We start from the raw sequence: 12,511 nt of genomic DNA, 5'->3' as shown, positions 1-12,511 counted from the left end.
CGGCGTCAGAAACGGCCGCCCGGACCCGGCAGCCCCCGGGAGCCCGGGAGCGGCAGCGGGAGCAGGCTGCCGCGCTCGGCCGCCTGGGGCGTGGCCTTGCAGGTGATGTCCTTCGACGGCAGCTTGCCCGTGGTCAGGTAGGTGGTGGCCGTCTTGTCGGCGCACGACTTGTTGCCGTAGACGCCGTGTCCGACACCCCCGGCGACGGTGACCATCTTCGCGCCCTTCATGGCACGGCGCAGGCCCTGCCCGCTGGTCAGCGGCGTCTGGGAGTCCCACTCGTTCTGCAGGATCAGCGCGCGGACCTTGTTGTCGACCTTGGTGGTGCGCTCGCCGCCGGTCTTCCAGAAGGCGCACGGCTTGATGGTGGAGCCGAAGTCGCCGTACAGCGGGTACTTCTTCTTGTCGCGGATCGCGTCGGCGCGGTACTGCTCCGGGTCGCGCGGCCAGTCGCGCTGGTCGGCGCAGAGGACCGACCAGAAGGCGGCGTCGCCGTTGTCCTCGGGCACGGCACGGGCGAACGACGGCGCGACGGGCGCCGGGGCCTTGAGGCCCCGGCCGGCGGGTGTGCCCGCGGCGGCCTTCTTCAGCGTGACGACCCACTCGGCGGCGTCCCGCACGCTGAAGAACACGGCGCGGCTGGAGAGGCGGATGTCGTCGCCCGTCATCCGCGTGCCGTCGACGTCGATCGGCTTGCGGTCGGCCTGGGCGACCAGGTCGTAGAAGGTCTTGCGGACGGCCTCGGGGGTCGCGCCCAGCCGGTAGGCGGAGTTCCGCTCGGCGGTCCACTTGGTCCACCGGGTGAAGGCGGGTTCGGCGCCCTCCGCCCAGACCTGGATCATGCCGCGCCAGACCCGGGCCGGGTCGACGGCGCTGTCCAGGACGAACCGGTCGGTGCGGTGGGGGAACATCTGCGTGTAGACCGCGCCGAGGTAGGTGCCGTACGAGTAGCCGAGGTAGGAGATCTTCTTCTCGCCGAGCACGGCACGGATCACGTCCATGTCCCGGGCGGTGTCGCGGGTGGAGATGTGGCGGAGCTTGTCGCCCTGCCTGGCGTGGCACTTCTCGGCGACGGTCCGGGCCCAGGCCACGTCCTTGGCGAACGTCGCCTCCTTGTAGGGGCGTTCCCAGTTCAGCTCCTTGTCGGTCAGACCGCAGCCGACCGGGGAGCTCTGGCCGACACCCCGCGGGTCGAAGCCGACGAGGTCGTAGGTGTTCTTCACGGACGCGGGCAGTACGCCGCCCATGTACAGCGGCATGTCGAGGCCGGAGCCGCCCGGGCCGCCCGGGTTGAGCAGGAGCGCGCCCCGGTGCTGCTTCTTGGTGCTGGTCTTCCACCTCGATATCGCGAGGTCGAGTTTCCGGCCGCCGGGCCGGCCGTAGTCGAGCGGCACCTTGATCGTGGCGCACTGGAAGGCGGCCGGCGTGTCCGGGTCGCAGCGGTGCCAGGCCGGCTTCTGCGTGACGTACCGGCCGAGGGGATCGGTGGTGGCGGACGGTGTGGCGGAGGCGGTGGCCGGGAGAAGCACGGGCACCATGACGGCGGCGGCACCGGCCGCCAGCAGGGAGGCGGTTCTACTGCTTCGCACGAAAGGAGTCCTCGGGTCGGTGGACAGGCAACCCATCCACCCTCGCGCGCGCGGGAGTCGAGCGAATCCTCCCTGAAGTCGCGCTTGCCGGTCCCGGGGTTGGAGACACGGCAGGGCGAATGGTCCCGGAGGAGGACAACCGCGACCGGCCGCGCGCCGTCTTGCTCAGGAGGGCGAAAACCGCTCGCGGAGCTCGTACTTGAGCACCTTGCGCAGCGTGCCGTCGCGCGGCAGCCCGTCCGGCACCTCCAGCCGTTCCGGCAGCTTGTGCACGGACAGCCCCGCCGCCCGGAGGAAGGAGAGGCGGATGTGCATCCGCACCTGAAGCGTGCCTCGGTGCGGGCGCGGCGGGCCGGGGGAGTGCGTGGAGCGAGGAACGGCTGACCGGGGCGCTGACGGACTGAACCGGTGGCGGTTTCCGTGGCCGTCGACGGTGAAGCGTTGGCCATCGATGTTACCGATCGTGGCATTCTTGGGTAGCGCGGCGCCCACGATCGGTAACGCCCTCCCTGGACTCGTCACGCTTCGTAGTTGCCATGCCGCTCCGGTGACGTGAGGGCGCGGTGCCGGGTTGTGCGGCCGGGCCGGGTCGGGGCGATTTCGGGCCAAGCTGCGCCCGCCGCTGCTCGTATGGTGGTTGCGGGATCGCGCTCCGGGTTTGTTCGACTCGGCGTCACGAGCGTCGCACAGTATCCCCTATACGTACTCCTTCACGCGGGAATATGCCCGAAGCGCTTGTTGGCGTGACTGTCAGTCAACCATGCTGTGCAGTAAGGGAGTCACAGTCCGTGACTCCCGGCTCTGGTCGTTGTCCTGGCCATGCAGAAAATGGCTACGATCGTGGCCCTCGTCGTGATCGTCGCCGCGGCGGACGTCGTGGCGCGCGGACGGCGCGGGGTCATGTGTCCGCCGGTTCGGATGGTGTGAGCGGTGCAGGTGCTTCGAGTGCAGCTGGAGATCCGGCCCGACCCCGCGGAGGTGGGGCGGGCCAGGCGGTGGGCCCGCTCGCGGCTCGCCGGGTCGGGCATAACGGCCGACGAGCCGCTGGCCGAGACCCTGATCCTGCTCGTCTCCGAGCTGGTGACCAATGCCGTGGTGCACACCGGCCGGCCGGCCGTGCTGCGGCTGTGCCTGCCGGGTGCGGCGGCCGGGAGCGGCGCGCCGGCCCCGGTGCGGGTGGAGGTCGCCGACACCAGCACCCGGGCGCCCCAGCCCCGGTGCGCCGGCGACGACGCCACCGGCGGGCGGGGCCTGGCCCTCGTGGAGTGTCTCGCCGACCGCTGGGGCTGGAGCCCCGAGGGCGCCGGCAAGAGCATCTGGTGCGAACTGGACCGCTGTTCACCGCCCCGGCAGAACGCGGCGCTGGCGTACGGGTGCGGACTGCCCGCGTACGAGGGGTTCGCCTTCGAAGCGGTGTAGCGGCCCGGACGCCACCGATCGCGCGACGGCCGCGGACGCACCGGTGCCGCCGTTCACGAGACGGCCACCGGCGCACCGGCGCCGCGGGTCATGGACCGCTGCGGACGCGCCGGTGCCGTCGGTCACAGGACCGGTGCCGCCGGTCACAGGACCGCCACCGGTGCCACCGACGTGCCCGTCGCCCCCACGAACGGCTCGGGCATCGCCGACAGCGGAAACGCGCACCGGCCGGTTTCTCCACAGACTGTGGACAATTCTTCGAGATTCCAGTTCTGGCCCTGCGGCATGCCCATCTCCACCAGATGCAGGGCGTGCACGGGCAGCCACAGATTCTCGATCTCGGGCGGAAAGATCTCACATGTGACCGGGCAGCGCACCGACAGCCCCGGCGACGGATGGCCGTACCCGTGCCGGTCCCCGGCCGGATACACCCGCACCTGCCCGGTCCGCAGCAGCGCGACGTCCCCGGCCCGCACCCGGACCCGGCCGAACTCTCGGCCGCCGCCAGGTCTTCCGGCGTCACCGCGTGGCGCCCGGCCGGCCGATCCACGTCCCGCGCCCCCGCCACGTCCAGCAGCACCCCGCGCGAGACCAGGGGCCGGGCGGTGCTCACCTTCTGAGGGCCGCTTGTGAGTGGACGTCAGGTCCCGGAGGCGCAACGGACGAGGGGCCGGGCGGAGTTGTCCACAGGCGCCGGAAATGGGGGAGGCGGTTGTCGGTGCCGCCCCCTACCGTCGAGGCATGAGCTACCGCGATGTCGTCTCCCGGCGGGTCCTGACCTGGGCCCTGGTGGCCGTCGGCGCCCGGATGCCGGTGGCCATGGCGCCGCTGGCGCTGGTCTTCCTGGCCCGCGAGCGGCCCGGCGGCTACGCCCTGGGCGCGGCCCTGGCCGCCGCCTACGTCATCGGCGAGATCGTCGGCGCCCCGGTGCTCGGCATGCGCCTGGACCCCGGCCGGGCCCGTCCCCAGCTGGCCGCCGGTCTGGTCGCGGGCGCCGTCGGCTTCGCCGGCCTCGGGACGTTCGCCGACGCGCCCGACGCGCTGCTCGCCGCCTTCGCCCTCCTCGCCGGGGCGGGTCCCGCCGCGGTGTCCGGCGGGCTGCGGGCCCTGCTCACCTCCCTGGTCCCCCGGCACGCGGCGGCCCAGGCGCTGTCCGTCGAGTCGATGCTCACGTTCGGCGTCTGGGCCGTCGCCCCGGCCGCCGTCACCGGCCTCGCCCTCGGGGTGGGCCCCCGCCTGCCGCTGCTGCTCGAGGCCGCCCTGATGGCAGCGGCGGCGCTGGGCCTGTGGCTGCTGCCGGCGGGCTGGGCGGCGGAGCCGGACGGGCCCGGCGGGCGGGGAGCCTCGAAGCTGCGGGTGCTGGCCCGCGCCTGGCCGGTGTACGTCACGGGCGCGGCCGGGCTGTCCCTGCTGTCGCTGGCCGAACTGATCCTGCCCGCCCTGCTCGAACAGCGCGGCATCGGCGTCGGCTGGGCGGGCCCGCTGCTCACGGTGATGTCGGTGGCCTCCGCCGCCGGCGCCTTCGGGTACGGGCTGCGGTCCTGGCCGGGCCGGCTCGCCACCCGCAGCGTGGTGCTGATGGCGGGCATGTCGGCCGCGGTGTGCCTGGTCGCCCTGATACCGGCGGCGCCGGGCATGGCGGTGGCGCTGGCCGTGGCGGGACTGCTCCAGTCCGGGGCGCTGCTCACCCGCAACCTGTCGCTGCGCGAGGCGCTCCCGCCGCACGCGCTGGCAGCCGGCTACTCGCTCATGTACGCCGCCGTCAGCGCCGGATACGCGGCCACCGGCTCGCTGGCCGGCGCCCTGCTGCCGCACACCACGCCCTCGACGGCGATCCTGGCGGGCGTGGCCCTGACCCTGCTGCTGACGGCGGTCGGCTGGTGGGGTGAGATACGCGTCGGCCGGTCAGCGCGGGGTGCCGGTGTTGTCGCCGATGCCGCCGGTGCGGCCGGGCCGCTCGGTGGTGGTGCCGGTGCGGAAGGTGCGCCGGTAGGCGGTGGGGGTGACGCCCAGCGCGGCCTGTAGGTGCTGGCGCATCGACTGGGCCGTGCCGAAGCCGGACTCCCGGGCCACCTGGTCCATCGACAGCCCGGTGGACTCCAGCAGTTGCCGGGCCCGCTCCACGCGCTGCTGGGTGAGCCACTGGCCGGGGCTGATGCCGGCCTCCTCGCGGAAGCGCCGGGTGAAGGTGCGCACCGACATCGCCTCCTGCGCGGCCATGTCCCGCAGCTGGATCGGTTCGTGCAGCCGGCCGAGCGCCCAGGCGCGGGCGGTCGCCGTCGTCGCGAGCTGGGGATCGGGCACCGGACGCTGGACGTACTGGGCCTGGCCGCCGTCGCGGTGCGGCGGTACGACCGTGATGCGGGCGACCTCGTTGGCGACCGCCGAGCCGAAGTCGCGGCGGACCATGTGCAGGCACAGATCGATCCCGGCGGCCACCCCGGCCGAGGTCAGCACGTCGCCGTCGTCGATGAACAGCACGTTGGCGTCCACCTCGACCTTCGGGAACATCCGCTGGAACCGTTCGGCGTCGGCCCAGTGCGTGGTGGCCGGGCGGCCGTCCAGATAGCCGGCGGCGGCCAGGACGTAGGAGCCGGTGCATATGGAGGCGAGCCGGGTGCCGGGGCGGACATGGGAGAGGGCGATGGCGAGTTCGTCGGTGAGCCGGCCCTCCTCGTAGACCGGGCCCAGCTCGTACGAGGCCGGGATGATCACCGTGTCGGCGGTCGCCAGCGTCTGCGGGCCGTGCGGGACGTGGAGGGCGAAGTCGGCGTCCGTGTCGACCCGGCCGGGCGGGCGGACGGAGCAGGTGACGACCTCGTACAGGTGGCGGCGGTGCGCGTCCCGGGGCCGGCCGAAGATCCGGTGCGGGATGCCCAGTTCGAAGGGCAGCAGGCCGTCCAGGGCGAGAACGGCGACCCGGTGCGGGCGGAAATCGCCTTCGTAGGTCATGGCCCGATCCTAACGAAGGCTGTCCTTCGGGCCACTCGATGTGACAGGCGTGCGAATCGGAGTCTCGTGAGGTGACTCAGACAAGCCCAGCCGCCGCCCCTGTCCAGGCCCCGCCCGCCCGGCGCCGCCGAGTGCACCGCGCTTGGTTCGTCGCCGCCGTCACCTTCGTCACCATCACGGGCGCGGCAGCCTTCCGTTCGCTGCCCGGTCTGCTCATCGACCCGCTGCACCAGGAGTTCGGCTGGTCGCGCGGCACGATCGGCGCGGCCGTCTCCGTCAACCTGGCCCTGTACGGGCTGACCGCGCCGTTCGCCGCCGCTCTGATGGATCGTTTCGGCATCCGCCGGGTGGTCGCCGCCGCGCTCACCGTGATCGCGTTCGGCTCCCTGCTGACCGTATGGATGACGGCGGCCTGGCAACTGCTGCTGTGCTGGGGTCTGCTGGTGGGGCTGGGCACCGGCTCCATGGCGCTGGCGTTCGCCGCGACGGTCACCAACCGCTGGTTCACCGCGCGGCGCGGCCTGGTCAGCGGCATCCTCACCGCGGCCTCCGCCTCCGGCCAGTTGATCTTCCTGCCGCTGCTGTCCTGGGTCGTGGAGGACCACGGCTGGCGGCCCGCCGCCGTCACGGTCGCGCTGACCGCGCTGGCCGTGGTCCCGCTGGTCTGGCTGCTGCTGCGCGACCATCCGGCCGACGTGGGCGAGAAGCCGTACGGCGCGGGCGAGTTCGTGCCCAAGCCGCCGCCGGTCACCGGCGCCGCGCGGCGTACGCTCACCGTGCTGTCCGGCTCCGTGCGCACCGGCACCTTCTGGCTGCTGGCCGGCACCTTCGCGATCTGCGGTGCCTCCACCAACGGCCTGGTGCAGACCCACTTCGTGCCCGCCGAGCACGACCACGGCATGCCCGTGACGACGGCGGCCTCGCTGCTCGCGGTCATCGGCGTGTTCGACGTCGCCGGCACGATCGCCTCCGGCTGGTTCACCGACCGCTTCGAACCGCGCCGCCTGCTCGCCGTCTACTACGCCCTGCGCGGACTGTCCCTGCTCTTCCTGCCGATGCTGCTCGGCCCCTCCATAAAGCCGTCGATGATCTTCTTCATCATCTTCTACGGACTGGACTGGGTCGCCACCGTCCCGCCCACCCTCGCCCTGTGCCGCGAGCAGTTCGGCGAGGACAGCGCCATCGTCTTCGGCTGGGTGCTCGCCGCCCACCAGATCGGGGCGGCCCTCGTCGCCTACCTCGGCGGCGTCGCCCGGGACGTCTTCGGCTCCTACGACCTGGTCTGGTACGCCTCCGGCACCCTGTGCGCGGCGGCCGCCCTGATGTCCCTGGTCATACGGCGCGCGGCCCCGGCTGTGGCACCCGCCGTATCCTGAACCCACCGTCAGCGAAAGGACAGTTCAGTGACACTCGGCATGGTCCTCTTCGACGTGTTCCTCGTGCCCGCCCACGCCGGAACACCCCGAGGAGCACACCGTGCCGACGAACGACCCGATCACCGACGAACCCCTGCCCGCCCGCTGGCACTCTGAGAGCGGACTGCCCGCACCCCGCCGCCTGGTCGTCGCCGACGACCGTATCCGCGCCGCCACCGCCTACCGGCTCGCCTGCGAGGGCACCGCACTGCTGTGGCGGGGCGACTACCAGGGCGCGCGCCGTCTGCTGCGCGCCCTGGAGCGCCGCGTCGACCGGACGGCGCCCGGGCCCGCCGCCGCGCCGGCCGAGACCTTCCGTCTCCAGCGCCGCTTCCGCGCGCACCGCGCCCGGGTGCTGGGCCGGCTCACCGTCCTGCTGGAGCCGGACCACGGCCTCGGCCTGCGCCGCGCCCCCGACGTCCGGGCCGCCTGCACCGCCGCCTACGGCCCGCCCGAGGGCCCGCGCCTGATCCCGCTGCGTGAACTGCTGGGCATCCTGGGCGCCCACCAGTGGCGGGAACGGGGTGTCGAGGTCCCCGCGCTGGGCGCCCGTGTCCACCCGCACTACGGAGTCTTCGCGCCGGTGCGCGGAGAGTACGTCGACCTGGTGGCGCGGGCCCCGCTGCCGCCCGTGCGCACCGCCTTCGACCTCGGCACCGGCACCGGTGTCCTCGCGGCCGTCCTGGCCCGGCGCGGGATCGGCCGGGTGGTGGGCACGGACATCAGCGACCGGGCCCTGGCCTGCGCCCGGGACACCGCGCACCGGCTGGGGCTGGCGGACCGGATCACGGTCACCGGCCCGGCCCTCTACCCGCCCGGCCGGGCCGGTCTCGTCGTCTGCAACCCGCCCTGGCTGCCGGGCCGCCCCGTCTCCACGCTGGAGCAGGGGGTGTACGACCCGTCGGGCAGGATGCTGAGCGCCTTCCTGGCGGGCCTTCCGGAGCATCTGGAGCCGGCCGGTGAGGGCTGGCTGATCCTCTCCGACCTGGCCGAACACCTCGGTCTGCGCAGCCGCGCCGACCTGCTGACGGCGATCGAGGCGGCGGGGCTGCGGATCACCGGCCGGATCGACACCCGCCCGCGCCATCCCCGGGCGGCCGATCCGCAAGACCCGCTGCACGCGGCCCGCGCCGCCGAGGTCACGTCCCTGTGGCGGCTGGTACCGCGCTGAGCGGGGCTCAGTCGTCGGCGAGCCGGGCGAACCGGCCCCGGTGGAACAGCAGGGGCCGGTCCGTGCCGTCGGTGCCGAGGGCGGTCACCCGGCCGACGACCTGGAGTTGGTCCAGGGCGTCGACGCGGATCACGCCGTACTGCCGCAGGGCCGCGTCCACCACGTCGTCGGCGCCGGTGAGTTTGCCGGTGTGGGAGGCGCCGGCCTCGGTCCGGCCCACCTTCACGGCGACCACCGGCACCCGCGCCGGGCGGCCCGGTCGGCGGCCAGCAGGAAGGCGCGGCCGTCCTTGAGCCCCTCCAGACAGCAGGCGATCGCGCCGACCTCGGGCCGCTCGGCGAACCAGGACAGGAAGTCGGCGGTCTCCAGGTCGGCCTCGTTGCCGGTGGGCGCCCAGTGGGAGAGCCGGAGGCCCAGCTCCTGGAGGGCGAAGACGGGCCGGCCCTGGTGCCCGGACTGGGTGATCAGGGCGATGGCCGGCCCGGTCAGGTCCTCCCGGAACCGTTCGGAGGCGTTGAGGTTGGTGTCGACCGGCTCGGGCAACCGGGCGACGGAGGGCACGCAGGGCAGGCCGAAGACGGACCTGCGGGTGGGTGCACCGGTGCACCCGGGCCCCGACCCGGCCGGCCCAGTCGAGCAGCTGCCGGGTGATGCCGGTGTCCGGCCGCCCCTCCGCGTCGGAGGCCCCGATCGCGGCGACGGACCCGGGCCGGAAGAGCCGGGCGAGGTCGGGTACGTCCGCGTGCAGCGGGCACCCGCTGACGTCGATGTCCGCCACGCGGTCGTGGGCGGCGGGGCCGGGCCGTTGCCCGCCGCAGGCGATGACCCGGGCCTGGCGGGAGGCGGTGGTGAGGGTGCCGTGGGTCGATCCGAGCATCGTTCCGGCCGCCTCCCCGTGAGACAGCACTGACTGACGCGGTGTCAGGTCACTGAACTGACAAAAAGTCAGGAGTGGGCCGGAAGGGCAAAGTTGTCGGCGCCGGCCGGGGCGGCTGCTCGCACCGGACTTCGTACCGGGTCGGACCCCGGGTTTCGCGCCCGACACGCCCCCCGGCCCGCCCCCCGGCTTCGCGCCCGCGTTCTCGCGGCCGCCGTCTAGACCGACTTCGCCGCCGATGTGCCCGCCGGCTTCGCGGCAGACTTGGCGGCCGATTTCGTGACCGCCTTCCCGGCCGCCTTCGTGACCGTCTTCTCCACCGCCTTCGCGATCCGTCCCGCGTCGATCGCCAGCTCCCGCAGCATCCCGCTGATCGGGTTGGTGAACCCGGTGAAGAACAGGCCGGGCGCCCCCGGGTGCGTACGGCCGCCGTGCACCACCGGCCGGCCGCGCCCGTCCAGCACCCCCAGGTGCCCGACCAGCCCCTCCAGCGCGCGGACGTACCCGGTGGCCGCGATCACCGCGTCCGGTGTGATCCGGCTGCCGTCGGCGAGGACGACCGCGCCGTCCTCGAACGCCTCCACGGCGGCCACGACCTCCACCCTGCCCGTGCGGACGGCGTCGACCAGGCCGACGTCCTGCACCGGGATCGCCCCCTGCTTCACCCTGCTGTACAGGCCGGTGACCGGGCGCGGCAGCCCGTGCGCGGACAGGTCGGGCGTGCTCAGCCGCCCCACCGGCCCCGCGAGCCGGTCGACCAGCCGTACCGGCAGCCGCCGGACGAGGACGCCGGTGTACTGGGCGGGCCAGCCGAGGGTGGAGCGGCGCAGGATGTGCGGGGGCGTGCGTACCGCGAGCCGCACCCGCGCGGCCCCGCCCTCCGCCAGGTCCACGGCGATCTCCGCGCCCGTGTTGCCGACGCCGACGACGAGCACGTCCCGCCCCCGGTACGGAGCCGCGTCGCGGTACCGGGCGGCGTGCAGCAGCTCCCCGGCGTACTCCGTGCGGCCCGGCCAGTCGGGCAGTCGCGGGGTGTGGTTGAAGCCGGTGGCGACGACCACCGCGCTGCCGGTCAGCTCCCGGCCCCCGGAGGCGCGCAGCAGCCATCCGCCGTCGTCCGCGGTCCGCTCGACGCGGTGCACCTCGACCCCGGTGACGATCTCCAGCCGGTGGTGTTCGGCGTACTTCTCCAGGTAGCGCACCACGTTGTCCCGGGACACCCAGCGCCCGAACCTGCGGGGCATGGGCAGGCCGGGCAGCGCGGACAGCCGCCGGGTGGTGTGCAGCCGCAGCCGGTCGTAGTGGCCGCGCCAGGAGGCGCCGACCCGGTCGGACTTCTCCAGGACCACGGCCCGTACGTTCCGTTCCCGCAGCTCCCGGGCCACGGCCAGGCCGCCCGGTCCGGCGCCGATCACATAGACCGGGGGGTCGGCGGGGAGCGGCGGGCGGGGGGCGTCGGCGGGACGGGAGGCGGCCATGAGCGGGAGCGTAATCACCCGCCCGCTTGATGGGTCTCGGTCAAGACCGGAATTGGTTGCGGATTGATCACGGGTGTGCGGGAAGGGTGCGCCGGACGTGAACGGGCCCGCGTCCGGGGCTTCTTGGGCGGGTCGACTCACGGGTGGGCGGCTTCCCCCATTATCTGACGCATCGGTCTCTGCCTGTGGTGGCTGGAGAGCTGGCGGCACAAGGACAAGAGGGCCTGGTTCGAGCGGGGCGGCGGCATCGCCTGCGCGGCGGACGTGGCGGCGAGACACCGCTGGGCGCCGGTCCGCGCGGGCTTCGAGACGGTGGTGCGCCCTCGTCCGAACTGATGGCCTGCGTCGTCGCCTACGCCGAACTGGCCCTGGGACTCGGCCTGATCACCGGGTTCCCGACCCCGGCCACCCTGATCGGCGGCCTGCTGCTGAACGACGTCTACTTCGTGCTGATGATCCACGACTGGACGGAACAGGGCCAGAACTCGATGATGGCCCTGATCTCCGCCGTCGGCCTCTTCGGCATGTCCTGGCAGACCTGGTCGCTCGACGCGGCGCTGGGGTGGCTGTGACGACCGGCCCGCGCCCCGACCTGCCCGAGCCCGGCGCCCTCACCCGCCCCTACTGGGAGGCGGTGGCGCGGGGCGGCTGCTGATCCGCCGCTGCGGGGCCTGCGGCCGGGCCACCCTCTACGCCTGGTCCGCCGTCCACCACAACGACCTCCCCCCGTTCACCGGCCGGACCCCCTACCTGGCCGCGGTGGTCGACCTGGCCGAGGGCCCCCGGATGATGACGGAACCGGTGGACTGCCCGCCGGACGCGGTACGGGCCGGGATACCGCTGACGGTGACCTTCCGGGACGGCATCCCGGTGTTCCGGCCGGCGGTGTCACCGTCCTGACGGAGGGCGCGCGCATCGGCCGCAGAGGCGGGCACTCCTCACGGCCACAACAGTGTCCGGCTCCAGCCGAACCCGGTGCTGCGGTACTCCAGGCGTACGTGCCGCCGCTCCGGGTCGCCCTGGAAGAACTCCACCGTCTGCGGGCGCAGCCGGTACAGCGTCCAGGTCGGCGACGGCTCCGCCGGATTCTCCCGGGCCCGCTCCCAGGCCGCCTCCGAGGCCCGGTGCAGCTCCGCGAGCGAGTCCAGCTCCTCGCTCTGCCGGCCGGTCAGCGCGGCGGCCAGCGCGCCTGTGGACCGCGCGTGCAGATCGGCCTGGCTCTCCTCGGCCGGCGCGGAGGCGACCGGTCCGCGCAGCCGTACCTGGCGGCCCAGCACCGGCCAGTAGAAGGCGAGGGCCGCGTACGGCCGGGCGGCCAGCGCGCGGCCCTTGCGGCTGGTGGCGTGCGTGGCGAACGACCAGCCGTCCGCGTCGGCGCCGTGCAGCATCACGATCCGCACGTCCGGCAGGCCCTCCTCGTCCGAGGTCGCCAGCGACATGGTGTGCGGCTCCGGCTGCCCCGCCGCCACCGCGTCGGCGAACCAGTCCGTGAACAGGGCGAGCGGGGTGGGCGGGGCGGTGTCCGGGTCGAACGGCGGCAGCCGGGTGACCTCGGGGTCCCAGACCCGCAGCGAGCGGAGCAGTTCGTGAAGATCGTGCTGTGCCATGGG

General features: G+C 73.9%; 9 protein-coding genes and 4 pseudogenes. 6 read left to right on the top strand and 7 right to left on the bottom strand.

Features of this window, described 5'->3' with window-relative positions; genetic code table 11:
- Window positions 1–5: 5 nt before the first annotated feature.
- Window positions 6–1,538 carry an alpha/beta hydrolase gene (locus HB370_RS18000; protein WP_244406034.1) on the bottom strand — a complete coding sequence of 511 codons (1,533 nt, stop codon included), beginning with the start codon at window positions 1,536–1,538 and terminating at the stop codon, window positions 6–8.
- 216 nt (window positions 1,539–1,754) lie between these two features.
- On the bottom strand, window positions 1,755–1,904 hold the full coding sequence (locus HB370_RS17995) for a hypothetical protein (RefSeq protein ID WP_157855548.1): 150 nt from the start codon (window positions 1,902–1,904) through the stop codon (window positions 1,755–1,757).
- A 630-nt stretch (window positions 1,905–2,534) separates the two neighbouring features.
- Between HB370_RS17995 and HB370_RS17990 the strand changes: the two genes are divergently transcribed.
- Window positions 2,535–3,008, top strand: a complete 474-nt coding sequence (locus HB370_RS17990) for an ATP-binding protein (protein ID WP_030779317.1) — start codon at window positions 2,535–2,537, stop codon at window positions 3,006–3,008.
- 143 nt (window positions 3,009–3,151) lie between these two features.
- Here HB370_RS17990 and HB370_RS17985 read toward each other — a convergent pair.
- Window positions 3,152–3,612 (bottom strand): annotated as a pseudogene (locus HB370_RS17985) (cyclase family protein); the annotation flags it as partial.
- 137 nt (window positions 3,613–3,749) lie between these two features.
- Here HB370_RS17985 and HB370_RS17980 point away from each other — a divergent pair.
- The gene (locus HB370_RS17980; RefSeq protein WP_030779314.1) at window positions 3,750–5,033 is read left to right on the top strand and encodes an MFS transporter; all 1,284 of its coding nucleotides are present in this window, start codon (window positions 3,750–3,752) and stop codon (window positions 5,031–5,033) included.
- Here HB370_RS17980 and HB370_RS17975 read toward each other — a convergent pair.
- A complete protein-coding gene (locus HB370_RS17975) occupies window positions 4,914–5,960 on the bottom strand; it encodes a helix-turn-helix domain-containing protein (RefSeq protein ID WP_078637437.1) in 1,047 nt (348 codons plus the stop codon). The genes HB370_RS17980 and HB370_RS17975 overlap by 120 nt on opposite strands.
- Before the next feature lie 71 nt (window positions 5,961–6,031).
- Here HB370_RS17975 and HB370_RS17970 point away from each other — a divergent pair, with 71 nt between their 5' ends.
- Entirely contained in the window at window positions 6,032–7,336 is a 1,305-nt protein-coding gene (locus HB370_RS17970; RefSeq protein ID WP_030779308.1) for an MFS transporter, read from the top strand.
- Window positions 7,337–7,436: 100 nt separating this feature from the next.
- Window positions 7,437–8,546 carry a class I SAM-dependent methyltransferase gene (locus HB370_RS17965; RefSeq protein WP_051815506.1) on the top strand — a complete coding sequence of 370 codons (1,110 nt, stop codon included), beginning with the start codon at window positions 7,437–7,439 and terminating at the stop codon, window positions 8,544–8,546.
- A gap of 100 nt (window positions 8,547–8,646) precedes the next feature.
- Here HB370_RS17965 and HB370_RS17960 read toward each other — a convergent pair.
- A pseudogene (locus HB370_RS17960) lies at window positions 8,647–9,423 on the bottom strand (CoA-binding protein); the annotation flags it as partial.
- A gap of 218 nt (window positions 9,424–9,641) precedes the next feature.
- Entirely contained in the window at window positions 9,642–10,901 is a 1,260-nt protein-coding gene (locus tag HB370_RS17955) for an NAD(P)/FAD-dependent oxidoreductase (protein WP_051815504.1), read from the bottom strand.
- A 171-nt stretch (window positions 10,902–11,072) separates the two neighbouring features.
- Between HB370_RS17955 and HB370_RS17950 the strand changes: the two are divergent.
- Window positions 11,073–11,473 (top strand): annotated as a pseudogene (locus HB370_RS17950) (DoxX family protein).
- A pseudogene (locus tag HB370_RS17945) lies at window positions 11,470–11,801 on the top strand (OB-fold domain-containing protein). The pseudogenes HB370_RS17950 and HB370_RS17945 overlap by 4 nt, the downstream one beginning before the upstream one ends.
- Before the next feature lie 38 nt (window positions 11,802–11,839).
- Here the strand turns inward: HB370_RS17945 and HB370_RS17940 are convergent.
- Window positions 11,840–12,508: a pyridoxal 5'-phosphate synthase gene (locus HB370_RS17940; RefSeq protein ID WP_030779288.1), complete on the bottom strand. Its 669-nt coding sequence runs from the start codon at window positions 12,506–12,508 to the stop codon at window positions 11,840–11,842.
- Window positions 12,509–12,511 lie beyond the last annotated feature (3 nt).

The sequence above is a fragment of the Streptomyces sp. DSM 40868 genome (assembly GCF_011820545.1).
Taxonomy (GTDB): Bacteria; Actinomycetota; Actinomycetes; order Streptomycetales; family Streptomycetaceae; genus Streptomyces; species Streptomyces eurythermus.
Note: the sequence above shows the minus strand (reverse complement) of the source record. Positions and strands in the feature narration are given on the sequence as shown.